Origin of the sequence: Lysinibacillus telephonicus (assembly GCF_039654155.1) — a bacterium.
In the GTDB taxonomy this organism is placed as follows: domain Bacteria; phylum Bacillota; class Bacilli; order Bacillales_A; family Planococcaceae; genus Ureibacillus; species Ureibacillus telephonicus.
In genome coordinates this window covers 2,222,381-2,247,194 of record NZ_CP155468.1, presented here as the reverse complement: position 1 = coordinate 2,247,194, position 24,814 = coordinate 2,222,381, and the positions used below count along the sequence as shown (strand labels likewise).

19 protein-coding genes and 1 pseudogene are annotated in these 24,814 nt (G+C 32.2%); 17 read left to right on the top strand and 3 right to left on the bottom strand.

What is annotated here, in order from left to right; all coding sequences use genetic code 11:
• Positions 1 to 73 precede the first annotated feature (73 nt).
• Entirely contained in the window at positions 74 to 694 is a 621-nt protein-coding gene (locus MKY04_RS10645; protein ID WP_126294826.1) for a phosphatase PAP2 family protein, read from the bottom strand.
• 389 nt (positions 695 to 1,083) lie between these two features.
• On the opposite strand from MKY04_RS10645, the gene MKY04_RS10640 reads away from it, so the two are divergent.
• Positions 1,084 to 1,293: a hypothetical protein gene (locus tag MKY04_RS10640; protein ID WP_346235854.1), complete on the top strand. Its 210-nt coding sequence runs from the start codon at positions 1,084 to 1,086 to the stop codon at positions 1,291 to 1,293.
• Between the two features lie 12 nt (positions 1,294 to 1,305).
• Positions 1,306 to 2,184 carry an alpha/beta hydrolase gene (locus MKY04_RS10635; RefSeq protein WP_346235853.1) on the top strand — a complete coding sequence of 293 codons (879 nt, stop codon included), beginning with the start codon at positions 1,306 to 1,308 and terminating at the stop codon, positions 2,182 to 2,184.
• Positions 2,185 to 2,390: 206 nt separating this feature from the next.
• Here MKY04_RS10635 and MKY04_RS10630 read toward each other — a convergent pair whose 3' ends face one another.
• On the bottom strand, positions 2,391 to 2,810 hold the full coding sequence (locus tag MKY04_RS10630) for a helix-turn-helix domain-containing protein (protein ID WP_126294823.1): 420 nt from the start codon (positions 2,808 to 2,810) through the stop codon (positions 2,391 to 2,393).
• A gap of 355 nt (positions 2,811 to 3,165) precedes the next feature.
• Here MKY04_RS10630 and MKY04_RS10625 point away from each other — a divergent pair, with 355 nt between their 5' ends.
• The 11 genes from MKY04_RS10625 to MKY04_RS10575 all read left to right on the top strand — a co-directional run bounded on the left by MKY04_RS10625 (position 3,166) and on the right by MKY04_RS10575 (position 19,553).
• Positions 3,166 to 3,375: a helix-turn-helix domain-containing protein gene (locus MKY04_RS10625; RefSeq protein WP_126294822.1), complete on the top strand. Its 210-nt coding sequence runs from the start codon at positions 3,166 to 3,168 to the stop codon at positions 3,373 to 3,375.
• A gap of 744 nt (positions 3,376 to 4,119) precedes the next feature.
• Positions 4,120 to 4,830 carry a PAS domain-containing protein gene (locus MKY04_RS10620; RefSeq protein WP_346235852.1) on the top strand — a complete coding sequence of 237 codons (711 nt, stop codon included), beginning with the start codon at positions 4,120 to 4,122 and terminating at the stop codon, positions 4,828 to 4,830.
• Between the two features lie 253 nt (positions 4,831 to 5,083).
• Entirely contained in the window at positions 5,084 to 7,162 is a 2,079-nt protein-coding gene (locus MKY04_RS10615; RefSeq protein ID WP_126294820.1) for an EAL domain-containing protein, read from the top strand.
• Positions 7,163 to 7,197: 35 nt separating this feature from the next.
• On the top strand, positions 7,198 to 10,425 hold the full coding sequence (locus MKY04_RS10610) for a response regulator (RefSeq protein WP_346235851.1): 3,228 nt from the start codon (positions 7,198 to 7,200) through the stop codon (positions 10,423 to 10,425).
• 22 nt (positions 10,426 to 10,447) lie between these two features.
• Entirely contained in the window at positions 10,448 to 11,299 is an 852-nt protein-coding gene (locus MKY04_RS10605) for a CheR family methyltransferase (RefSeq protein ID WP_126294818.1), read from the top strand.
• Between the two features lie 268 nt (positions 11,300 to 11,567).
• Complete coding sequence (locus MKY04_RS10600) at positions 11,568 to 13,580, top strand: methyl-accepting chemotaxis protein (RefSeq protein WP_126294817.1); 2,013 nt, start codon at positions 11,568 to 11,570, stop codon at positions 13,578 to 13,580.
• 246 nt (positions 13,581 to 13,826) lie between these two features.
• Positions 13,827 to 15,359 carry a spore germination protein gene (locus MKY04_RS10595; protein ID WP_346235850.1) on the top strand — a complete coding sequence of 511 codons (1,533 nt, stop codon included), beginning with the start codon at positions 13,827 to 13,829 and terminating at the stop codon, positions 15,357 to 15,359.
• A gap of 2 nt (positions 15,360 to 15,361) precedes the next feature.
• Complete coding sequence (locus MKY04_RS10590; protein WP_346235849.1) at positions 15,362 to 16,483, top strand: GerAB/ArcD/ProY family transporter; 1,122 nt, start codon at positions 15,362 to 15,364, stop codon at positions 16,481 to 16,483.
• The gene (locus tag MKY04_RS10585) at positions 16,470 to 17,585 is read left to right on the top strand and encodes a Ger(x)C family spore germination protein (RefSeq protein ID WP_346235848.1); all 1,116 of its coding nucleotides are present in this window, start codon (positions 16,470 to 16,472) and stop codon (positions 17,583 to 17,585) included. The genes MKY04_RS10590 and MKY04_RS10585 overlap by 14 nt, the downstream gene beginning before the upstream one ends.
• Positions 17,586 to 17,706: 121 nt before the next feature.
• Positions 17,707 to 18,663, top strand: coding sequence for a VanW family protein (locus tag MKY04_RS10580; RefSeq protein WP_346235847.1), 957 nt, complete (start codon positions 17,707 to 17,709; stop codon positions 18,661 to 18,663).
• 239 nt (positions 18,664 to 18,902) lie between these two features.
• Positions 18,903 to 19,553 carry a glycoside hydrolase domain-containing protein gene (locus MKY04_RS10575; RefSeq protein ID WP_126294812.1) on the top strand — a complete coding sequence of 217 codons (651 nt, stop codon included), beginning with the start codon at positions 18,903 to 18,905 and terminating at the stop codon, positions 19,551 to 19,553.
• Between the two features lie 49 nt (positions 19,554 to 19,602).
• Here MKY04_RS10575 and MKY04_RS10570 read toward each other — a convergent pair whose 3' ends face one another.
• On the bottom strand, positions 19,603 to 20,496 hold the full coding sequence (locus MKY04_RS10570) for a 3-hydroxyacyl-CoA dehydrogenase (protein WP_346235846.1): 894 nt from the start codon (positions 20,494 to 20,496) through the stop codon (positions 19,603 to 19,605).
• Between the two features lie 179 nt (positions 20,497 to 20,675).
• On the opposite strand from MKY04_RS10570, the gene MKY04_RS10565 reads away from it, so the two are divergent.
• From MKY04_RS10565 to MKY04_RS10550, 4 genes and pseudogenes are all read left to right on the top strand, one after another.
• Positions 20,676 to 21,236 (top strand): flavodoxin family protein, encoded by a 561-nt coding sequence (locus MKY04_RS10565; protein WP_126294810.1) that lies wholly within the window; start codon positions 20,676 to 20,678, stop codon positions 21,234 to 21,236.
• Between the two features lie 200 nt (positions 21,237 to 21,436).
• Complete coding sequence (locus MKY04_RS10560; protein WP_346235845.1) at positions 21,437 to 21,919, top strand: DUF2798 domain-containing protein; 483 nt, start codon at positions 21,437 to 21,439, stop codon at positions 21,917 to 21,919.
• A gap of 167 nt (positions 21,920 to 22,086) precedes the next feature.
• A pseudogene (locus MKY04_RS10555) lies at positions 22,087 to 24,149 on the top strand (thioredoxin domain-containing protein).
• A gap of 170 nt (positions 24,150 to 24,319) precedes the next feature.
• Positions 24,320 to 24,688: a hypothetical protein gene (locus MKY04_RS10550; RefSeq protein WP_346235844.1), complete on the top strand. Its 369-nt coding sequence runs from the start codon at positions 24,320 to 24,322 to the stop codon at positions 24,686 to 24,688.
• The last annotated feature ends 126 nt before the right edge of the window (positions 24,689 to 24,814 follow it).

Below are 24,814 nucleotides of genomic sequence, written 5' to 3'. Positions count from 1 at the left end.
AACTTTAAGGATAATAAACGGAACCTACAAATTAGTGAGATTCTTTTGGAATTTCGCTATACATTTGAAAACCCTAAAATTTCTTATTCTTCAAAGGATTCCCTTGTTCATACCACCATACACTTAAGATAAACCAACTATAACCAAGCATCCAGCCGGCTAATACATCAGAAGCATAGTGACGACCTTCTGTTATTCGAGACAGTCCAATAAATAGAATGAGTATAATTGCAGTTATCCAAACGGTTCGCGAATTTTTTTTAGAATTGATAACTCTATCAGAGGTATGATCAAATACATATGCGATTGTTAATAAATATACTAGACCGTGTAAAGCATGGCCTGAAGGAAAACTAAAGGTTGAAAATTGATCTATGATATCAGGGCGAGGACGTTCAATTAAGTATTTTAAAAATTGATACAATCCAAATCCAATACCTACATTCATAAATACAAAAAGCATCAATTTATAATCACGCTTTCGAATCCCAATAAATATTAAAACAATAAATGAAATAACAAAGATAAACTTTGTCTCGCCGAAATAGTGAAACATCGTAATCCAATGTACTCCATACAATAAATTAGATGCTAACGTGTCCAAAGCTTGGATAAATGGTGATTCATAAGTCATCCATAGGATACAGAATATAATGAAGGTACAAAACGCGACCATAAGATGTCTTTTATTCATTTTTATATCCTTTCCATTACAGGAATAAGTTGACTAGGGAGTTCACTAGTAGAGAATAAGGGAAATAACAACATAAAAAGTGTAAAAGGGCTCCCGATGCTGCCATATCTTTTATTATTTTAGGCGATAATATTTTAGTTTAAAACGCTATTTTGAACACCTTTGTATGTATACGATTTGCCTTTATTTTGTCAGGTTATTTATAATGCATAAAGTTCTCTATTATTGGCAATAGAATCATGAACTAACAAGCATCGAGATAATTATAATTACTGTATTATTGATACATAACAATGATAAAGTCGCTTGTATTAATTAGTAATAAGGATTTTTCCATTGGTTATGCTAAATATTAAGAAAATTTTCTTATATTTTGGGGGTCCTTTTTAGTGCAGGAATTTAAAGTTACTTATTTTTTTGACGAACACCATTACGTAAGAAGATTTATCTATGTCGAGTCTCAACAAATGGCTGAACGACTTATTCAAAGTGAACGTGATCAATATATTTCGTTTACTGATAGTAGAGGAATTTATCATGAACTTAATACAAAAAATGTCCGAGTCATACAAATATCGGAATATCATCGAAAAAAGTAAAGGAGTAATGTTATGCCGCTACATCATTATATAGAGCAATATTTTCAACAACATCCTGAAAGTCGAAGTAAAGGAATTTCTATAGAAAATTCCCCATTAGAAAAACGACCGAAAATATTTAAAGTAGAGGATAGTAATGTCAAAACTGCTCCACAAATTCCTATCAGAATATATACTCCCTCTGAAGAAAAAAATTATCCATTATTAATATTTTTTCATGGCGGAGATCTTCTTCAAGGTAATTTAGAAACACATGATGTTTCCTGCCGTCTTATTTCAACATTATCTGGATATAAAGTTATTGCTGTCGATTATCAAAATACATCAGCACAATTCTCTGATAGTTACCTTGTTACAAAATGGATAGTAGAGCATGCAGAAGAATATAAGGGGAAATCAATCGACATTGCTATTGGTGGGGCAAGCATAGGTGCTAATTTAGCAGCAGCTATCGTATTAAAATCAATTAAAACAGGAGATTTTAAATTATCTAAGCAGATACTTTACTATCCTATTACAGACATCAATAATCAAATAAAGGGCAGCGAATATCAATCGCGGGAATTATATAACGCAAAGTACGGACTCGATATTTCAAATGCAGAAAATCTTTCGCTTTACAACGAAAATGAGGAAACTGACTATATTTCGCCTATAAAAACTAGTAAAAAATACTTAACTAAAATGCCTAAAACTCTTGTTTTCACAGCTGAATATGATCCATTATGCGATGAAGGGGAGCTTTACGCCCAAAGATTAAAGGAGGCGGGAGTTGAAGTCAGACTAGTTAGATTCGATGGAAATATACATGGCTTTATGCAAAGTTTTCCTGGTTCTCCTGATTATATGCGCGGCTATGATATTACGACAGAATTTTTAAATAGTGATTAACGAAAACAGTACGAATCCACCAATGGTGTTCGTACTGTTTTAATATTTTAGATTTTAAATAAAATATTCAGAAAAATTATGACAAATAATTATGCAAGGAATTTTTCTAAGAAACCAAGCGGGGGTATATTATATGTCTTCCTTGCACAAATAATTAAAGAAAGAAGGGGGAAAGAAGATAAATAAGTTAATCATTTTAACGAAAACTAAGCCGTTTCAGTCGTTGCGGATTCTTCTCCATTTATTAATAAAGATGAGTTTTTATTTTTATTTTGTGATAACTCTTTTGAAATGAGAATACCGTCAATTATACCTTCGATTTTTAATCTTTCGTCGTAATTTAACTTTTTTATCTTCTTCACAAGTTCAATTTCATCCTTAATTATACTTATATATTCACTTTGTTCTATTTTTAGAACTACTTCATCTGCTCCGAATAGGAGACTGTCAGCAGAAATATTAAATACCTTGCATAAGGCAATAATTGTCTGTGCTGAAGGTTCAAATTTATCATTTTCATATCCACTAACATTACTTTTGGTCTTTTCAATTAATTCAGCAAGTTTATCTTGTGATAATCCGTGTAGCTTTCGTAGTTTTCTTATTCTTTCGCCCATTGTACTCATATTAGAACCTCCGTGCTAAATTTGTTTCAAAAACAATAACTTTGTTATTGATTTGTTTCAATATTGGAACTAAAATTAAGATATGAAAAACAAATTCATCAACTAGAGTTTATCACAACGTAATCCATTACTATACACTACTATATTTATTTATGAACATTGACAAGTAAATAGAAAGGAATGATCTGATATATGATTAAATTAAAAAATTGAATGACTATGTTTAACTTTTGTTACTGTAATCTCGAGTGTTTTTAGCTAAAATTTAATGAAGAACATCAGCGAAAACAAAGAGTATTTAATGCCTAAATAACAAGAAATCACCACCTTGATAATGCAGAAAGGAGTAAAGAAGATGAAACAAAGACAACTGACTCCATTAGGCAAAAAAATTGTCAAACGTCTTGTGGACCTGAACCAAACTCAAGTATGGCTCTGTGAAAAAGTTGGTGTAAGTAAAGTTTATTTAAACTTCATATTACACGGTGAACGTAGCGGGAAAAAGTATATGGATAAAATTATTGAAGTACTTGGCTTAGATGAGGAAGAACAACAATCAGCATAAAAATAACAAAGTATAAAAAAGCACAAAGCAATTGCAATTCCAGTGCAAATAAACAAGGTTTAATTTCAGTATACATATTAAATAAGTAGCAGGTGTTCTTCTAAAGTTGGAGTTTTTATTTATATTGATGTTATTATACATGTATTTGTTGAAAAATGAATGGGGATGTAATGTCCTAACCGCTACATTTTTCTGTAAGTGCTATAGTTTATAGTATGTCTAACGGGATTGTCTACGGATGCAACCTAGAGTTATTAACTGTGTCTTAGGTATATTGTACCACATTCTCTATTCTTTGATATTCTTAATTATAGATTTTGAATAATGTTAATAATGCAGAAGATGATATTATATAAACTAAATAGGTAGAATTAGCCAATAATTTGTTCTATTAAATTTTAATTGCACATGAAAATTACCTTTAAAAATCTCCATTAACCGAAAGGGCTGACTAAAATATAAATTTTCTAACAGTCACCACCTTGCTTTTGAAATAAATTTTCCTCTATGGTTAATTGTTACGTCATATCTAAAGGATCGTCCAAAATTTTGGAAGGTCTTTTTTACTTTACTCCCACTATGAATCCCAATGCACAAATATAGATAATTGGAAAATTAGGAAGCGTCTCCTATAAAAAATAAGAAGTATAGGTGATATATATTTTGAGTTTTTAAATCTATTATAAATTTATTCAATAAATTTAGTAGGACTATTTGAAGTTTAATAGAGAGGAGATACACTTTATGTCTCTTACTATCAATAATTATTTATCAAAAACTAATTCTGAAAATAACAAAGAAGGAATTTTTATATTAGATTCAGATGGATTCTTTTTGCAAGCTAATGCTGATATGGAAAATATAATTGGTTATATTCCATTTGATTTAATTGGTACTAGTCTCGCTCAATTAATGCCTATTCAGGAAATTATAAGAACAAGAGAATTATTTAAAGATGTCATGAATGGGAATATAGTTCAATTTGAAACCGTGTTAATTCATAAAAATGGTCACAAAGTTTATGTTTGTGTAGAATTTACCCCTCATATGTTTAATGGCAAAACAATGGGGGTATTAACAACTGTAAGAGCCATTGCAAATGAAAATGATATTCCTAACGAACATTCGAAAACGATTATTCAAATATTGGATAATAAGGGGGAAATCAAGTATGTTTCCTCAACTTTAGAAAAGATTTTAGGGTACTCCATTCAACAGATAATTGGGAATTCATTTTTAGATTTTATCCATCAGGATGATCAATATAAAGCAAAAAATATCATCCAAGAATTAAAAACGATTAGAAAAAAAATAAGAGTTGAACTTAAACATATACATCAAAATGGCTATTCAATAATCTTAAGTTCTGAATTCGCATCTGTTTTTTCATCAAGTGGAGATATTGAAAGAATCATTATCAGCTATGATATGAAAGGATATACATTGTCTGTGTAACTATTTATCAGTTCCACCAAAATATAATAAGGCAGAAAAATATTATAGTTCTGATTACAAATATTCAATAAATAATTTGTAATCAGAACATTTTTTTGATTTTTATAAAATATTATGAATAGCTTTTAATACTAATTATTCATTATGTATTTGTAAATTATCTACAAACTTCTCCCAAATATAGGATTATTATGGTATGCTGATATTAAATATTTGAAAATTCCAAAATCTAAACAGGATGTGATCTTGAACTATGGAAAATGAAAAAATTAATATTCTCTTAGTAGATGATCGCCCAGAAAATATAGTGGCTTTGGAAGCAATAATTGAACGAGACGAATATAATTTAGTGAAAGCATATTCTGGTGAAGAAGCTCTTAAATATTTATTAAAGTATGACTTTGCAGTAATTTTATTGGACGTACAAATGCCTGGAATGGATGGATTTAGTACTGCTAAAATTATTAAAGCTCGTGAAAAAACAAAAAATATTCCAATTCTATTTATAACTGCAAATAATCAAGACTCACAATATATTTTCATGGGTTATTCTGTTGGAGCTATTGACTATATTTTAAAACCTTTTGATCCTATAATTTTAAAATCGAAGGTGGAGAGATTCGTAGAAATTTATTTATTGCGTCAAAAGCTTATTTCTCAGTCAAATGCTCTTGAAGAAAAAAATAAACTCATTGAGTATATGGCTTACCATGACGGTCTAACAAACCTACCAAATAGAAGAATGTTCAATGATCAACTTGTTGCGAAAATTTCTAAAGCTAAACAAACAAATGAAACCTTAGGAGTTATGTATGTAGACTTGGATCGTTTTAAATACATAAATGATTCCCTCGGTCATTTAGTCGGTGATAAGCTCCTTCAACAAATAGCAATAAAACTTTCTTCAATAATAAGGGAAGAGGACTTTATTGCAAGGGTTGGGGGAGATGAGTTTATTATTTTACTCCCAAATAGTGGAACAGAAGATTGTCTAGAAGTTGCTGAAACCATTATTAAACAATTTAAAAAGCCGTTCTATATTGATCAGTACGAATTTTATATGACAACCTGTATAGGGCTATCAATTTTTCCATATGATGGGGAAGATTCTGACACCATTATGAAAAATGTAGATGCTGCGCTTTATCGAGCAAAAGAACAGGGCAAAAACAATTATTCTGTCTATCATTCTGGTATGAATATTAAATCATATCGAACGTACCTTCTTCAAAATGATTTGAGAAAAGCAATTGAACACAATCAACTTACATTAATGTACCAGCCGAAAATTCATTTATCAACAGGTAAAGTGTTAAGTGCGGAGGCCCTTATAAGATGGAACCATCCTAAATGGGGGACAATTTCTCCAGCTGAATTTATTCCTCTTGCCGAAGAATCTGATTTAATTATTGAAATTGATCGATGGGTATTGATAAACGTATGTAAACAGATTAACAAGTGGAAGGAAAGTCATAACATACCATTGCGAATCGCCATTAATTTCTCAGCTCAACATTTCATCCAAAGAAATTTAATTAAAGAAATAGAACAAATATTAAAAGATTATAATGTAGATCCGCATCTTATCGAAATTGAAATAACAGAAACCTCGCTTCTAGGAAATGAAGAGGCAGTGAAACAAACGTTGCTGCAATTAAAGGAAATGAATATTAAAATAACCCTCGATGATTATGGAACAGGCTATTCTTCCTTGCATTATTTAAGCAATTTTCTATTTGATATTGTAAAAATCGATAGGTCCTTTATTCAAGATGTGGCTAACAAAGAGAAAAATAGTCGAGCAATTGTCGAATCGATAATTACGCTGGCACGAAATTTAGATTTAAACGTTGTTGCAGAAGGTGTAGAAACTGTTGAACAGCTAAATGCCCTAATTGATTTACAATGTGAGGAAGTACAAGGATATATTTTTAGTCGACCGCAATTACCAGACAATTTATTAAACTATATCCTTGAGTGCGAGGAAAAAAATAAACTATTTTCTAGCAATTCCTCTTCCTTTTCATCATACCAAAATGAAAATGTCATCCTTCTTAATAAAAAGAATGAAAATGAACTTAACCAAGATGTAATTCAAATAGCTATACAAAATATTAAAACACATCATGCACTATCTACACGTGAATCAGAAGTTTTTTCATTAATTGTAGACGGCCTTAGCAATAAAGAAATATCTGAAAAATTATTTATAAGTGAACATACAGTAAAAAATCATATTACGAACATCCTTTCAAAATTATGTGTATCTGACCGTGTACAAGCAATCGCATTGGTCTATGAAACATGCATGAACAAAAAGAATGTTCTATAATTATCGATTCTTTCTTTTGATCGGAGTGTAACACAATGAAGGTTCGAACAAGGATGTTAATTGCACTAAGCACATTACCAATTTTACTTTTACTTTTAATTGGAAGCGGTTGGATACAAATTTCTTTTCTGAATAATGCAAGCAATGATATTGAAAGAAATTTTAATTTATCAGTATTAGCTAGTCAAATTCAATCGGATATAAAAGATAAAGGGATTATTTTAAGAAACTTAGTTAACTATAGTGATGACATAGCGATAAGAAAAGAAATTGCTGAATTGCAAATTAAAACTGACAACATAAAAGAAAATCTTTATATGATACAGGAAAATGCCGAGACAGATGAGCAAAAAGAATTAGTTGATACATTGAATAATACGATTAATGATTTTGAAATTTATAGCAACCAAGTCATTTCACTTATAAGTGAGAATAAAAAGGATGAAGCCAGAGCCTTAATTGGTGAAAATTCTAATTCGATTCACGAAGATTTCTCTAAAATTCTAAATGAAATCCATTTATCATATAACAGAAATCTAGAGAATTCATTAAAAATGATGTTGACAGAAGTTCAAAATAACATCATTTTATTTGGATTTATTTTAGTAGTTATTATTATTGTAGTTATGTTGATTATTGTTAAAAGTATATCTTCCATAACAAGCCGTATGACTTCAATGGCTAAACTGATGAGTGATATTGCAAATGGGAAAATAAATCTTACGACAAAAGTTGAGATGAAAGCAAATGATGAATTTGATGAAATCGCTAGATCATTTAATCAATTGACTGATACATTAGATAAGAAAATTGAAAAAGAAAAGGAACTAACATGGAAAAAATCAAATATAGCCAAAATTTCCGCTCATTTAACTGGTTCACACGACCTCGAAACATTAGGAAATAGATTACTTTCGGATATTGTTCCGCTAGTAGACTCAAGTCATGCTGTATTCTATGTAAAAAGTTTAGATGATCGAAAATCTAAACAATTTAATCTCATATCTGCCTATGGTTTAAAAGAAAATAAACGCATTCGTCATACACTTAAACCTGGAGAAGGATTAATTGGACAAGCCATTATAGAAAAGACACCCATCCTTTTAACAGAAGTGCCGCCTGATTACATCCGTATTGTTACTGGACTTGGTGAAACGGCACCAAGTCAGGTGTTTATATTGCCGATTATTTTTGAGGGTGAGGTAAACGCACTTTTAGAAATTGCATCACTTAAGCCAATAAGTCCAGCTCAGCAAAGCCTTATAGAAGAATTTGCTGATCATCTAGCGATAGTTATTGAGAGTGTGGTTGGACGAATTCAATTAACACAATTACTCGAAGAATCTCAATTACTCATGGAGGAAATTCAAGCTCAAGCAGAAGAATTGCAAAATCAACAAGAAGAGTTAAGGGCGACAAATGAAGAACTTGAGGAACAAACCCAGGCACTTCGTCAATCTGAACAAAAACTTCAAATACAACAAGAGGAACTTGAACAAACAAATACTGAGTTAGAGGAAAAGGCAAAACGATTAGAAGAACAAAATATTAAATTTGAACAAGCAAATCGTACTGTTGAAAAAGCGAAAGCAGAACTTGAAATAAAAGCGGAACAGCTTGCATTAAGTTCAAAATATAAATCAGAATTTCTTGCAAACATGTCCCACGAATTACGAACTCCCTTAAATAGTCTTATTATTTTATCTAAACTGTTAGCTGATAATCCAAAACAAAATTTAACAGAAAAACAAGTTGAGTATGCAAAAACAATCTATTCATCTAGTAATGACTTATTAATTTTGATAAACAACATATTAGATTTAGCGAAAATCGAATCAGGTAAGACCGAAATTATTCCAGGTACAGTCTACATTAGCCACCTGGTTGAATTTGTTCAAAATAATTTTAAGGCTATCGCAGAAGAAAAAAATGTGATATTAACGGTTGAAGTAAAAGAGGGAACCCCAAATACGATTTATAGTGATGAAGTAAGGATTCAGCAAATACTTAACAATTTGTTATCAAATGCATTTAAATTTACTGAGCAAGGTAAAGTTCATTTGGAAATTGGGCTAATTGACAACAGCCAAAAACCAATTTATGCGTTTTCCGTACTTGATACGGGAATCGGCATCTCGAAAGAAAAACTTGACTTAATTTTCGAAGCTTTCCAACAAGCGGATGGAACTACAAGCCGTAAATATGGAGGTACGGGGCTAGGCTTGTCTATTAGTAGAGAGCTTGCAACACTTTTAGGAGGAGAACTTCTAGTAGAAAGTGAGGAAGGCAGGGGAAGCAAGTTTACTTTATTTATCTCGGATTATATAGAAGAGAAAATAGAAGTGATTGACACTGCAAAAAATGAAGCAGCAGCAACAATTCCCGAAGAAATTGCTAAAGCAAACTTATATTTTGAAGAGAAACCAATGGATAATGTACAAAAAAATCCACCTGAAAATGGCCATATAAAACGCCTATTAATTGTTGATGATGATGTAAACCAACGTAATAGCTTAATGGAATTAATCGGAAATATGGATTTTGTCATTAAGGCTGTATCGTCAGGAAAAGAAGCGATCGAATTATTAAAATTAGATCATTTTGACTGCCTTATCTTAGATTTAGGATTATCTGATAAAAGTGGTTTTGATTTATTAGCAGAAATTAAGAATACCGAAGCTTATGAACAGCTAAAAGTCTTTATTTATACAGGACGTGATTTAACAAGTAAAGAGGAAATTGAGTTAAATAAGTTTGCACATACAATTATTATTAAAAATGAGCATTCTCCTGAACGTTTGGTTGCAGAGCTTGAACTTTATTTATCTGAATTGAAAACTAGTCAGGATAATGAAAGTTCAACTACCGAAAAAATTAGCTCAACGCATCAATTGGAAGGTAAGAAAGTACTACTCGTTGATGATGATATCCGAAATGTATTTGCCTTATCTAGTGTTCTTGAAATGATGGGAATGGAAGTTGTTTTCGCTGAAAATGGTCTAGAGAGTCTAAGAATACTTAATGAAAATTCGGATATTGACCTTGTATTAATGGATATTATGATGCCTGAAATGGATGGCTATGAGGCGATTGAAAAAATTCGATCCAATACTGAGTTTGAAAGACTTCCGATTATTGCACTAACAGCAAAAGCAATGAAGGAAGATCGTTTAAAATGCTTAGAAATCGGTGCATCAGATTATATTGCAAAACCAGTTGAACCGGAACAATTAATTTCCTTAATAAAGGTATGGCTATATTAAATCTAAAGGGGATTTTTAAAGAATGAACCGAATCAACGCATATGAGGTAAATCTTGAAGATGAATTAGAAAAGATTGAAATTCATTTGTTATTAGAGGGACTGTATTTAAAATATGGCTACGATTATCGAGATTATGCATATCCTTCTATCAGAAGGAGAATTTGGCACCGTGTACATGCTGAAAACTTAAAGACAATTACAAGCTTACTTGATAAGGTATTACATGATTCTAGTTGTTTACAAAGATTAATTGCGGACTTTTCGATTAATGTAACTGAAATGTTTCGTGACCCTTTATTTTTCAAAGAGTTTAAAGATAAAATTGTTCCTTTGCTAGGAACATATCCATCCATTCGAATTTGGCACGCTGGCTGTTCGACTGGTGAAGAGGTTTATTCAATGGCAATTTTTCTTCATGAGGTGGGTCTTTATGAAAAGACAAAAATCTATGCAACGGACATTAATACGAAGGTATTAACATCAGCTAAAAGTGGATGCTTCCCATTAGAGTATATGAAAAAATATACTAATAACTATTTACAAGCTGGTGGGGAACGTGCATTTTCTGATTACTATAAAGTCACAAATGATGGAGTGAAATTCCATTCATTTTTATCAAAAAATATTGTATTTGCCCAGCATAACCTTGTAACCGATAGCTCGTTTAATGAATTCCATGTGATATTATGCAGAAATGTATTAATTTACTTTAATAAAATACTTCAAAATAAAGTACATCAACTTTTCCATGATAGTTTAGGAAAGTTCGGTGTCCTTTGCCTTGGAAATAAGGAATCAATCAATTATACAGATTTTGTTGATTATTATGAAGTAATAAGCCCTGTTCAAAAAATTTATAAGAAATTTAAATGATTTTTATGTGACCCATTATAGTTTAAGTATAATGGGGTTTTTTCGCAGTCGAATCCAAAACGATCCAACAGAATTTCCACAATACTTTTGATACAACTCATTACATTATTAATATCAAGACTATTTTACTATATATCTTTTATTAACTTTAATTCCTATTACTTTATGTATATAATATATTTGGTAAAGGTATGGGAGAAAAGGATGGTGAATTTTTTATTTACAGTTTAATTATGTTTATTCATTAACAACATTGGGGGGTTTTTTAGTGGGTTCAATACAACAAAAGAAGCAAAAAAAGAGTAGCATTCGAACTAAATTTAGTGCTCTTTTTTTACTTGTAGCAATTATTCCATTACTCGTTGTATCTCTTTTTATTCAAAACAATAATAGTAAAATTTTAATTGCAAAAGAACAGGAAGCAATGCACAATCTTGTATTAAGTAAGGCACAATCAATTGATCAGTGGTTTACTTCCCGTATGTCAGAAATGGAGATTTCGGCAGCTAGTGATATTATGAAATCAATGGATTCAAATCGGATTATACCATATATTTCAATGCTTGAAAAACGTTCTGATGTATTCGAAACAATGTTTGTCGTTGATCGCAAAGGGACAGTAATTGCGCATACAATGGCAGACAGTATTGGGTCAGATTATAGTGACCGAAGTTATGTTGCCGCTGGATTAGGTGGTAAATCTAATTATTCTGAAGTATTAACATCAAAAGCAACAGGGAATCGTATTGTTGTTTCTGCAACTCCTATTGTAGATAATAATGGAGTAGTTGTTGGGGTTTTAGCTGGATCAGCGACTTTTGAAGTATTGGTTGATACATATTTAAAGGAATCTGAACAGTCTGAGAGTTCTGGCAACATGATTACTTTACTTGATCAACAAGGATTTATTCAAGAGTCTCCAATGGAGGAGCTAATTGGTGTCCATGTTAAAAAAGCAGAAATTGGGGACTTAAGTTCCTCTCTACAAAAAAGTATGGAGGAAACAGGTATTTCAAGTTTTAAATACGGTGGCGAAAATTATATTATTACTTATGCACCAATTAATTCAGTTGGCTATGGTTTAAGCATTTACACACCTGAAGATGTAGTGCTTGCAGACTCAAAAACAATTCAGAATACAACATTTATTATTATTGCGATATCAGCTATCATAATCATCCTTTTATCTATTGTTATTGTAAGAACTATAACGAAACCGATTTTAGCAGTTGTAGAAGGTATAGGTAAAGTATCGGATGGTGATTTAACGATTGAAAAATTGCATGTTAAAGCTAACGATGAACTAGGGCAACTTGCAAATAATTTCAATTCTATGATAGACAATATAAAACATTTAGTAACTGAAATAAAAACTGCTTCAGATCAAGTCCATTTATCCTCCGAGGAGCTATCAGCAAGTTCTGAAGAAACTGTTCAAGCAGCTGAACAAATTTCAGCTTCTATACAGGCAATTGCATCAAATACAGAAACACAGATAAACTTTACTGATGATGCTAAAAAAGTAGTAACGAATATATCAAGCGGAATTACTGCAATTTCAGATAACATTCAAAAAACAAATGAGTTAGCAAACGATGCAGTTGAAGCCGCTGAATCAGGAACAGAAGTAATAGAACGTACTATTAGTCAAATGAAAACTGTAGAGCAAAAAACAAATATTGCCTCTTTAACAATTAATAGTCTAGGAAAAAAATCATCTGAGATTAATGAGATTATTTCTGTTATTACAAGTATTGCTGATCAAACTGATTTACTTGCATTAAACGCTGCCATTGAGGCTGCAAGAGCTGGTGAATATGGAAAAGGCTTTGCGGTAGTAGCAGATGAGGTAAGAAAGTTAGCAGAGCAGTCGAGCCAAGCATCAGGGCAAATTAGCGAGCTAATAAAAGAAATTCAAAAAGAAATTGCATCATCAATCGAAGCAATGAATGATGGGAAAATAGCTGTCAATGATGGTCAAGCTATTGTTGAAAGAGCTGGCATCGAGTTCGATAATATCACTCAATCGGTTGAAAAAGTATCTAATCATATGCAAGAAATATTATCCGAGAGTCGATTAATTAAGACTAGTTCAGAAAAAATGGTTGAAGATATTACCCATATTTCAGAAATTTCAATAGAAGCAACAAGTAATACACAAGAAATTGCCTCAGCCTCTGAGCAGCAAACAAGTTCCATGGAAGAAATTGCAGCTTCTGCTGAAACTTTAGCAAAAATGGCTCAAGAATTAAAGTATGCGGCAGAAAAATTTAAATTATAAACAAATAAAAGGGAATGGGGTTGTCCAGATAAAATTATCTGAACAACCTCTTTTCTTTAATTTTTAGTATTCATTTAAAAGCAATGCTACTATAATGGTCAGATTAAAATTCAATGTAGTAAAGGTTCCCTCCAACATATTTTTGAGGGGACCTTTCTTTTATTTTGATAAGAATTTTTTGTATAGATACTTCCTTTAAAGCTAAATATAAGTAACAAGATACTATCTGGAGAGAATGTGAAAAGTATGAAAAAAAACTTAAAGAAAAAATTGGCTGGGATAAAAGATAAACAACCAAATCAGCAAAATCAAGAAAACCAAGAAGATTTACCAATATATCCTAACAAAAACGATTTTATTAAATCCGTAAAAGATAAAACACATTCACCAGCAGATTTAATTATTCGCTATGTTTCGCCAACGATTACAATTGTCTATATTGATAATTTGGTGGATGTACAAAGCTTAAATGAATTAGTATTAAATGGATTAAAAGATAAAGAAAGTATTACACCTAGTGAAATTCATTCAATATTACCAATACCTGAGATCAACCTATCGATCAAATTAAATAAAAGTATTAATGAAATGTTAATTGGGGCAGCGTTAATCCATATTGTCGGACAGCCTGAAGTTGTTATTGCTAAAATCTCTTCTTATCAATCACGGGGATTAGCAGCTCCGGAAAACGAATCTCAAGTAATTGGAGCGCAAATTGCTTTTAATGAAAATATTAATACAAATCTATCCCTTATTCGCAGATATATTACAAACCCCAATTTATGTAATGAAAAATTCACCCTAGGTAGACATACTCAAACAACAGTATCTATGCTCTATATCCATGGAATAGCAGCAGAAACTCATGTTAATACAGTGAGACAACGAATTTCAGACCTAAATATAGCAGATTTAATTGATAGTGCAGTACTTGCAGAATTAATAGAAGATAATTCATTTTCTATTTTCCCTCAAATGCTTTTAACAGAACGGCCAGATCGTTTTTCTGATGGATTATTAAGTGGAAAGGTTGGAATTGTCGTAAATGGAAGTTCAATGGCTATTCTTTGTCCCTATACTTTTTTTGAGTTTTTTCAAAGTAAAGAGGACCAAAATTTACGATGGCCAATCACTACATTTGTTCGTTTACTACGATTCGTTGCTGTATTTTTATCCATTTTTTTAACGCCGATATATGTTGCATCTCTAACATTTCACTATGAAGTAATTCCACAGCCTTTGCTAGTTCCTTTAAGTGAATCGAGGGCAAAAGTTCCGTTCCCACCAATAATTGAGGCGCTTTTTTTAGAATTAATAATTGAACTACTGCGAGAAGCAGGTTTAAGATTGCCAACAAAAGTTGGTCAAACAATTGGTATCGTTGGAGGTATTGTCTTAGGAACTGCTGCGGTGCAAGCTGGAATAACAAGCAACATTCTAATTATTATTATCGCATTATGTGCATTAGCGTCGTTTACAACACCGAACTATACAATGGGTAATGTTATCCGGGTGTTGAGATTTCCGATAATCGTATTGGCAGGTTTTTGGGGTTATTATGGTATTATGCTGGCATTTTGCATATTATTGATTCACTTATTAAAACAATCAAGTCTAGGTGCACCTTATACTGCTCCTTATTATCCACCGAGATTTAAGGATTGGCCAGATAGTATTATTAGATTGCCTTTGCCACTAATTAAAAGAAAATCAGTCAACACTAGAGATGGAAATAATGAGCACCCAATAAATGAACAAAATGGCGGGAAGAAGGTGTAAGGTTGAAAAACTCTTTACATATAAGTGTTAATCAGAAGATTAATGCTTTCCTTCTCATCATTATTGTTAATGCTTGTCAAATTGGAGTCGGCATTCACGGGTTTCAACGAGTAGTCTATCAAGATGCAAAGCAGGATGCATGGATAGCAGTCATACTAAGCTTTATATATGCGCATTTTGTTGCCTTTATTATGATAAAGACGTTGAAAATGTTTCAGGACCAAGATTTATATGGCATTCATCAGATGATCTTTGGAAAGCATTTTGGTAATTTTCTAAATACCTTATATGTGTTATATTGTTCTTTCGCTTTTGTATCAATAATAATAAATTATAAAGAAGTTATAAATACTTGGGTGTTTCCACATCTCGCTTCATCTTTCCTATACATTTCACTACTTATAATTGTAATATATACTTTTACTGGCGGTTTCAGAATTATTATAGGTATTAGTACAATAAATTTTCTTTTTACTTTAGCTATTCCAATTATTTTATTAGTTCCATTAAAATATGCAAATATAAATTCCCTTCTACCAATATTAGACAACGATATGATTAATTTGTTAAAGGGCGTATACTCCATGACGTTTACAATTGCAGGATTTGAGTTAATCAATTTTATTTATCCGAATGTAAAAGAAAAGAGTAAAGTTGGAAAGTATGTTCACATCGGGCTGCTTACCACTTTATTTGTTTATCTTACAACAATGCTTATTGCCTTAACGTATTTTAATGGTGAACAGTTAAATAAATTGATTTGGGCAACTTTATCAATGCTTAGTATGATCAAGCTACCATTTTTTGAAAGAATTGAAATTCTCATAATTTGTGGGTGGATGATTATTATACTTCCGAATCTGTGTATATATTTGTGGGCAGCTTACAGGGGGGTAATAAGAATTAAAAGCATATCTCCCAATAAATTTGTTTGGAGTTTCTCAATTGTTATTTTTATTTTGACCCTATTTATTAACACACGTTCACAAATTGAAATGGTTAATAATATTTTCTCAAAAATCGCTTTTATTATTGTTTTTATTTACCCTTTTATTTTGTTTATATTTGCCTTAATTAAAAAGCTCTTTACGAAGCGAAAGGTGCAAAACGATGAAACAATTTAAACTAATAGTCTCATTGCTATTATCCATTGTCTTAGTAATCGGCTGTGCAGACCCTAAAATATTAGAAAGAGTAGGAATAGTTACATTAATAGGGTATGATGCCGGAGATGAGGATAAAGTAACAGTAACTTCTGTCGTTAGACAAGTAAATCCGGATTATCAAAGCACGGTTAATACACATACTGAAACAGAAGCAACAGGCGAAAAAACCCGTCTAAAAGTGAACCTTGAATCATCTAAAAAAATAGTGGCTGGTCAAATGAGGGTCGTATTATTCGGTGAGGATATTGCAAAAGAAGGTTTGGATGAAATGCTTCATGCTCTTATTATGAATTCAGAAATAAGCACCAGCATTTATGTAGCAGTAGTAGAAGATAGAGCACAGACTTTAATTGAGGGACAATATACAAATGTTACAGATATTGGACAGCATATCTATGGTATTATTGAGCATAATATAGAACAGCAAAATGCAGTTTCTTCTACTTTACATGAAGTAGTACGGGATTTTTATAGTCCACTTCGGGATCCTCTAATACCAATAGTAAAAAAAAATGGTGAGAATATAGAAATTTCAGGAACTGCTCTTTTTCATAAGGGCGCGATGGTAGGCGAGTTTCCAATTGAAGACACTCTATATTTAATGATGGCCAGGGGTAAATTTAGGCACGGAACTCTAGAACTAGAATTGCCAAGTGAGGGTTTATCTGCAAAAGATGACCTTGAAACAATTCCAATTTCAATCGACTCAATTAAATCTTATAGACAGATGAAATTAGTAGATCCTGCTGTACCTGAATTTGATTTAAAAGTAATAGTCCAATGCCGTCTTCTAGAAATTCATTCAAGCATTTCAACAGCTGATCGAACAATAGTTGAAAAACTTGAAAAAGGCATTAATAAAATATTAGAAAGTGAAATTTCAAGAATTGTTAACAAGAGCATTGAATTACATTCAGATCATTTTGGTTTCGGTGAAAAATATAGAGCAGATACTAGAAATGCAAAATTAACAGAAGAAGAATGGCATGAGATATATAAAAATTTGAAAGTAAATGTTAAAGTTCAGTCAACAATCGTTCGAGACGGAGTATTTGAATAAAGATGTGCCACCTTGTACATATCAAAAAAGTACAAGGTTTTTTTATTTTCATAAATGATGATTTATGGGGCACGATAAGTTATAGAAATTACATCTATCAAAGCGGATAAGGTTGGATTATATGGAAATGATGATGAAGAAAGTATGTTTATTATCAATCTTTTTAACAATAAACAACATATATGAAATCGATTCTAACGCAACAGCATTTGAAACTAAACCATTTGAGAAGGAATTAGAAACTCAAGGTACAATAGAATTAATTGATCCAGTTACGGAAAATGTAGTAAAAACCTTTGAGAGAGAAGATTATAGAATAGAAACTGAATTCGAAACATACTTAAAGGAAATAACTGAATGGGTTCACAGCTTTGCTAACGGGTCCGAAACAAAAATTGGTTATAACAAACCAATAATATTAGATCGCATTGATGAAGATGGCAGTATTATAAAGGGGAAGTCAATGGTTGTAATTAATGAAAAAGAATTGGTAGAAAAAATTGTTGAACGCTTATTTACCGGGGGAAAAATAGAACTTCCTTTGCTCTATATAAAAAGTGGATATGATGCTGAGGATGTCCCGCATTTACATGAGGTAGCACTAGCATCCTATACCACATACTTTAATGGAGCGAATATAGGTAGAAGTAAAAATATTGAGCTGTCTTCAATTGCAATCAATAACGTAATTGTGGGGAGCGGAGATATTTTTTCTTTTAATACTACAGTCGGTCCAAGAGATGTTACTACAGGCTATCAGGAAGCGCCTGAGATTGTTCGAGGAAAATTAGTAATGGGGATTGGCGGTGGTATTTGCCAAACTTCCTCTACACTTTTCAATGCAATAGATCAGTTAGATGTAAAAACAATTGAAAGACATCATCATTCGAAAGATGTTAAATATGTTCCGAGAGGGAGAGATGCTACAGTCTCATTCGGTGGATTAGATTATCGTTTTCAGAATACAACTGGAATTCCATTATTAATCAAAACTTACTATAGTAGAGGCTCCCTAACAGTGCAAATTAAAACTTCAAAAGAATATGCGGATTTATTTAAGTATGAGTTGAGAAATTGACGCCAACAAATTATCTTATTGTGCAGGTGATACAAACTAAAGGTATCGCCTTTTTTATTTGAAAACATATCCCCATATTACCTCCTATCACTCATTGTTCACACACTTCCTAACAGTTTCATATAAATAGATGGAGATTTAAAATCGAGGTCATTTACCTAATTAATATTTAAGAGGGGTTTTGCTGAACTTTAAAGTGAACTTTGACAATTAAAATCATCAAGAAAAGAGGTACTTAAATGGTTACTTATCATTGGGGTGTAGACTCTTCACAGGCGATAACAGGAGAGCTATATAACTCTGTATTAAATAATTATGGGAAACCTGAATTTTGGGGAAGGTATTTAACTAGAGTTGAAGGAATGGCAGAGGGTTTAACAAGGGAAGAGATTAACCTTCTTCATAATAGTGGTACTAAACTGCTCCCAATATATAATGATTTCCGACGGGCAGTGGGCGAAAGTCATGCAAAAGTAGTGGCAATGAATGCTGCATATCATGCCAAACGACTTGGTATACGTAAGGGTACACCTGTTTTTGCAGCTATAGGCAGCTCTATTGATGTAGATAGTGCATGGATAAAAGGGTATGTAGATTATTTATTTAATACAGATTATAAACCTGGTTTTTACCACGATCCGACTGAAGGTGAGTTTGTTGAAGCTTATTGTGAAGCAGCAAGTCAAGATAGACGAGTAGCGAATCAGGCTGTGCTGTGGAGTGCCAAACCAGAATTAGGTGTTACAAAAGCAAAGGATGCACCTAAATTTGAGCCGATTACACCAGATTGTGATGCAAATGTTTGGGCGTGGCAATATGGGCGGAATGCTAATGACCTTCCAATCAATACAAATTTAGCCGATAGTCGACTGTTTACAATGCTGGATTAATTTCTCTAATGCGGGCGACAAAGGTGTCGCCCCACATTATTTTTGATTTCTACTCAAGAAAATCTTTATTTAAATAGCTTGGGTCAGGATAAGTGTAAAAGCCTTCCTTCGTTTCTGCACCAAGTTTTCCTTTTTCGATATACTCCGATTTCAACAAGTTAGCTAATTTTTTAAACTCTTCTTGACCAGCTTCTCCTTTTGCATTTGCAATATTATATGCAGTATTTATACCTACAATATCTAAGATTGCAAAAGGCCCTTTAGGAGCACCTGTAGCAATCATCCAAGTTTTGTCTATTGTTTCAACATCAGCAACTCTTTTTAATAGCAACATTTGTGCTGCTTCTAAAAAGGGTACTAATAATGAATTTAAAATATAGCCCGGCTGTTCTTTTTGTAGTGGTAACGCAACCATTCCAATAGCCTTAGCAAAGTCAATGACATCTTCAAATACTTTTTTATCAGTATTCGGGTGCTTCATGATTTCTGCCGTATTATTTAACCAAATTTCATTAGCAAAATGCAGAGCTAAAAATTTATGAGGCCGCCCTGTACTTTCGGCGAACTGGCTAGGTAATAGAGTGGATGAGTTTGTTGCAAAAATGGTTTTTTCGGGAGCAACTTGAGCCAATTGATTGTAAAAATTTGTTTTAATATCTACGACTTCAGGTACTGCTTCTATTACTAAATCTGCATCCTTAACAGCCTCAGATAAATCCGTAAAAAAAGCCATTCGATTATATGCTAAATTAACATCCTCCTCTGCTGCATCTAAGTCTTGTTGGTACCGAACTTTTAAATTCATAATTCTGTTTTTGGCACGATCAATTGCTTCTTCATCAATATCATAAACAGATACTTTAAATCCTTTAAATGCAGTCTGGAATGCAATTTGACTACCTAAAACTCCACTTCCAGCTACTGTTATATTTTTAAAATCCATGTCTAATCTCCTTACATATTTTTGTACACAAATGAAAAGGTTTTGTGTTCATTTTTATGATACACATGCTATTATTTTTTAATCAGATGATTTCAATTACATTTGCATTTTAAGCAAATCTTATTTAGTTCTTACATTAAATGATTTTGAATAACATGCTATTAAAGGAGAGAAGTGATATGTCCATAGCGGTTATATATGGTAGTACTCGAGAGAATGGGAATACGGAATGGTTGACGGATCAGGTTATTCATGGAATTCCTGTTGAAAAAGTTTATTTAAATGAGTTTGAAATACTACCGATTAAAGATGAACGACATTCAGAAGCAGGGTTTCAAGAAGTTTTCGATGATTATAATACCGTCTTAGATAAAGTTTTAAAGCATGACATTCTTGTCTTTGCAACGCCTGTTTACTGGTATAGCATGAGCGGAACGATGAAGTTGTTCATTGATCGCTGGTCACAATCCTTAAGAGATAAAAAATACCCGAATTTTAGAGCAGATTTAGCAAAAAAGAAAGCATTTGTTATTGTGGTGGGAGGGGATAATCCTTCAATTAAAGCATTGCCATTAATCCAGCAGTTTAAATATATATTCGACTTTTTTGGCATGTCCTTCGAAGGATACTTAATAGGCAAAGCTAGTAAACCTGGAGAAATTCAACATGACAAAAAAGCAATTGCAGCTGCAATTCATATGCAACAGCAATTGAAAGAACAGTTGAAATCCAATAAATAAAAACGAGTTGATCTAGTGATTAAAACTCGTTTTTATTTATTTAAGAAGTGCCTATATAATGCCCGGTTAACTAATATCTCCAAATAATAAAAAGGCAGCATTTATAAATTTAATTTTATCGCTGTCACAAAATGTACACTTACGAAGCGCTTATTCAACTCTTTATAATACTCCTTGTGAATAGAAAGGAGTGTTGACTTATGCCAACAACAAGAAGAGAAAGTCTGTATTTTGGTATGATTATGTGCTTTGGAATGGTGTTAATTATGACCTTATATAATTTTTATCTTAATGGCACTTTGGGAAAAATGACTTTCCTAGAAGGAATATCTGACTTTTTAATTGGGTTTATTATTGCATTAATACTTGACCTGTATATAGTAGGGCCAAATGCTAAAAAAATAGCACTGAAATTAACAGCAAATACAACAAAAGTACTGTATAAAGTCCTAGCAATTTCGACATGTATGGTTATTGGTATGGCTTTTTTCATGTCGATTTATGGTTTAGCCACAACTTATTTCCACAATGGTTTTAACTCAAATTTAATTGTATCACAGTACTTATCAATATTTGGGAAAAATTTCATTATGGCATTACCTTTACAAATCGTTGTCATGGGGCCAATAGTGCGTTACATATTCACCAAGTATATTAAAACGACTCGAAAAGAAATGGCTTAGTAAAAAAAGAATTTTATTTCAATCTAATGTTAGAAACCATTTAGATAAATTTTCTTAATGGTTTCTTTTTTATTTGTAAAATATACAGTTAAAGTTTCCATTATTTTTTGATTCTGCTTATAAGGAAATGGGTAAAGTAATAGTAAATACAAGAAGAAAGTGATTCTATGACAACAAATAAAAAACCCAATCGATTAATTGCTGAAAAATCACCTTATTTGCTTCAACACGCTTATAACCCGGTAGACTGGCACCCGTGGGGAGAAGAAGCTTTCGAAAAAGCAAAGAAAGAAGGCAAACCTGTATTTGTTAGTATCGGATATAGTACTTGTCATTGGTGTCATGTAATGGAGAAAGAAAGCTTTGAAGACGAGGAAGTCGCTAAATTATTAAATGAGAGGTTTATTTCTGTAAAAGTTGACCGTGAAGAACGTCCTGATATTGATTCCATTTATATGACTGTCTGCCAATTAATGAATGGACATGGTGGATGGCCACTGAATGTTTTTTTAACCGAAGATAAGGTCCCATTTTATGTAGGAACTTACTTTCCAAAAGAAAGTAGACCACAGATCCCCGGTATTAAAGAAGTAATTATACAGCTATATAATCTTTATAAAAATGATGCGAAACAAATTGAAGATGTTACAAAACAAGTACACAGAGCTCTTCAAAGTACTATGCAAGCTAAAGAGGAGGATATACTATCTAAAACTTCGGTGCATAATGGATTTCGTTCCTTCTTAAGCATGTTTGACGAGTCTTATGGAGGATTTGGTTCGGCACCGAAATTCCCTACACCTCATCATTACATGTTTTTACTTCGTTATTATCATTACACAAATGATGAACGAGCTCTTAATATGGCGGTAAAAACACTAGATGCCCTTGAAAAAGGAGGAATCTATGACCATATAGGCTTTGGTTTTGCAAGATATTCCACAGATGATGAATACTTAGTACCACATTTTGAAAAAATGCTCTATGATAATGCGTTATTAACTATTGCTTATACAGAATGTTTTCAAGTAACAAATTCTGAAGACAATAAAAAAATTGTAGAAGGAATCATAACTTACGTACTTCGAAAGCTTGCTTCTCCAGATGGTGGATTTTACTCGGCAGAAGACGCTGATTCTGAAGGGGAAGAAGGCAAGTTTTACCTATGGTCGTTTGATGAAGTTATTTCAGTACTTGGTGATGATCTTGGAATGCTATACAATGCAGCCTACGGGATAACAGAAGACGGGAATTTTGATGGTAAGAATATCCCTAATTTAATCGATTCATCATTTCCACAGCTTGCAGAGCAAAATGGATTAACGATAAACGAGTTATTAGAACGCCTTGAAAGTGCCCGTAAACAATTGTTTGAATATCGTGAATTACGCGTGCACCCACATAAGGATGATAAAATTTTAACTGCATGGAATGCACTTATGATTGCTGCCCTTGCCAAAGCTTCTAAAGTTTTTAATAATAACAGCTACTTAGAAGCAGCACTTAAAGCTACACAATTTATTGAAACCACATTAACTGTGAATGACAGGCTTATGGTGCGATATCGCGATGGGGAAGTAAAGCAGGAAGGATTTATTGATGATTACGCATATATGTTATGGGGCTATATTGAATTATATGAAGCGACCCACAATATTTCTTTTTTAAAAAAGCAAAGAATTTGACTAAACAAATGTTTGAATTATTTTGGGATAAAACCGATGGAGGCTTTTACTTTTACAGTTCTCATTCAGAACAATTACTTATTCGTCAAAAAGAGACTTATGATTCAGCAATGCCATCTGGAAACAGCGTAGCGGCTCTGCAGTTGCTCAGGCTCGCACGGTTAACTGGAGATTCTGAATTAGAAGAGTCGGTTTATAAAATATTCGAAGCGTTTGCATTTCAAATTAACGATTATCCGATGGGCCACTCTTACATGTTAATGGCCTATTTAACAACGCTAATGAAAATGAAAGAAGTAGTTGTAGTCGGTGAAATTACTAATAAGCAACAACCATTTCTAACTGAGTTGCACCATGGCTTTCATCCAGAAATTACGTATTTAGTATGTAAAGATCCTCAAGAACTAAAAGATGTTGCACCATTTACTATGAATTATAAAAAATTAAAAGGAAGCGCCGCATTTTATATTTGTGAAAATTTCATGTGCCATCAGCCTATAACAGAAGTAAATGAGGCGATTGAGCTTGTTAATAAAAACAATTAACCCCCAAAAGAGATATTACTCTCTACTGGGGGTTTACTATTTTTTATATGTATAGAAGTATTGTAGTTTTTCATAAATGTTTTATTTTATTAAAAGTGATAGTATAGAGTATGACAATACATTTATGTTTTTAAAAAAGTTATTAATATTTAAGAAAGGTCGTAATATTTATGAATACAGAAGAAATGATTGTTCAACAAGCGCGGAATGTACTTAATAGTATGAAAGATTTAAAACGGTTGGCTCATAAAAAAGGGAAGGAGCGCTCTGACCTATTTGAGAGATTTTTTGCCAACAAACATTCATTTCAAATTTATTCAAATATCGATTCTGCAATAAAGCAATTAGACGAGGTTCAACTATTTTTACAGAAGTTACAATCCTTTAGTAGTGCATTCGAACCTGCACGCTATGATTTTGAAGGGGAGGTAGATGAAGCCCTGGTTGAATCATCCTATCCAGAAGTTCTTGAAGCCTACAATAATATGGTAACAAAACTTGGTTTTGAAAAAGAAATTATTAATGTGAAACGATTTTAAAATTCGCCATAAAGTAAAAAAGGGGTGATCAGAAAGGATAATTTTCTGAACATCCCTTTAATTTTATTAAACTTAAAAACTTAAGCAAATTATCTTTCGCAGAAAACCTTATTCATTCCCGTAATA

Coding starts and splice junctions, on each gene's coding strand:
- MKY04_RS10645 (WP_126294826.1), bottom strand. CDS start 694: ATGAATAAAAGACATCTTATGGTCGCGTTTTGTACCTTCATTATATTC.
- MKY04_RS10635 (WP_346235853.1), top strand. CDS start 1,306: ATGCCGCTACATCATTATATAGAGCAATATTTTCAACAACATCCTGAA.
- MKY04_RS10630 (WP_126294823.1), bottom strand. CDS start 2,810: ATGAGTACAATGGGCGAAAGAATAAGAAAACTACGAAAGCTACACGGA.
- MKY04_RS10625 (WP_126294822.1), top strand. CDS start 3,166: ATGAAACAAAGACAACTGACTCCATTAGGCAAAAAAATTGTCAAACGT.
- MKY04_RS10620 (WP_346235852.1), top strand. CDS start 4,120: ATGTCTCTTACTATCAATAATTATTTATCAAAAACTAATTCTGAAAAT.
- MKY04_RS10615 (WP_126294820.1), top strand. CDS start 5,084: ATGGAAAATGAAAAAATTAATATTCTCTTAGTAGATGATCGCCCAGAA.
- MKY04_RS10610 (WP_346235851.1), top strand. CDS start 7,198: ATGAAGGTTCGAACAAGGATGTTAATTGCACTAAGCACATTACCAATT.
- MKY04_RS10605 (WP_126294818.1), top strand. CDS start 10,448: ATGAACCGAATCAACGCATATGAGGTAAATCTTGAAGATGAATTAGAA.
- MKY04_RS10595 (WP_346235850.1), top strand. CDS start 13,827: ATGAAAAAAAACTTAAAGAAAAAATTGGCTGGGATAAAAGATAAACAA.
- MKY04_RS10585 (WP_346235848.1), top strand. CDS start 16,470: ATGAAACAATTTAAACTAATAGTCTCATTGCTATTATCCATTGTCTTA.
- MKY04_RS10580 (WP_346235847.1), top strand. CDS start 17,707: ATGGAAATGATGATGAAGAAAGTATGTTTATTATCAATCTTTTTAACA.
- MKY04_RS10575 (WP_126294812.1), top strand. CDS start 18,903: ATGGTTACTTATCATTGGGGTGTAGACTCTTCACAGGCGATAACAGGA.
- MKY04_RS10570 (WP_346235846.1), bottom strand. CDS start 20,496: ATGGATTTTAAAAATATAACAGTAGCTGGAAGTGGAGTTTTAGGTAGT.
- MKY04_RS10565 (WP_126294810.1), top strand. CDS start 20,676: ATGTCCATAGCGGTTATATATGGTAGTACTCGAGAGAATGGGAATACG.
- MKY04_RS10560 (WP_346235845.1), top strand. CDS start 21,437: ATGCCAACAACAAGAAGAGAAAGTCTGTATTTTGGTATGATTATGTGC.
- MKY04_RS10550 (WP_346235844.1), top strand. CDS start 24,320: ATGAATACAGAAGAAATGATTGTTCAACAAGCGCGGAATGTACTTAAT.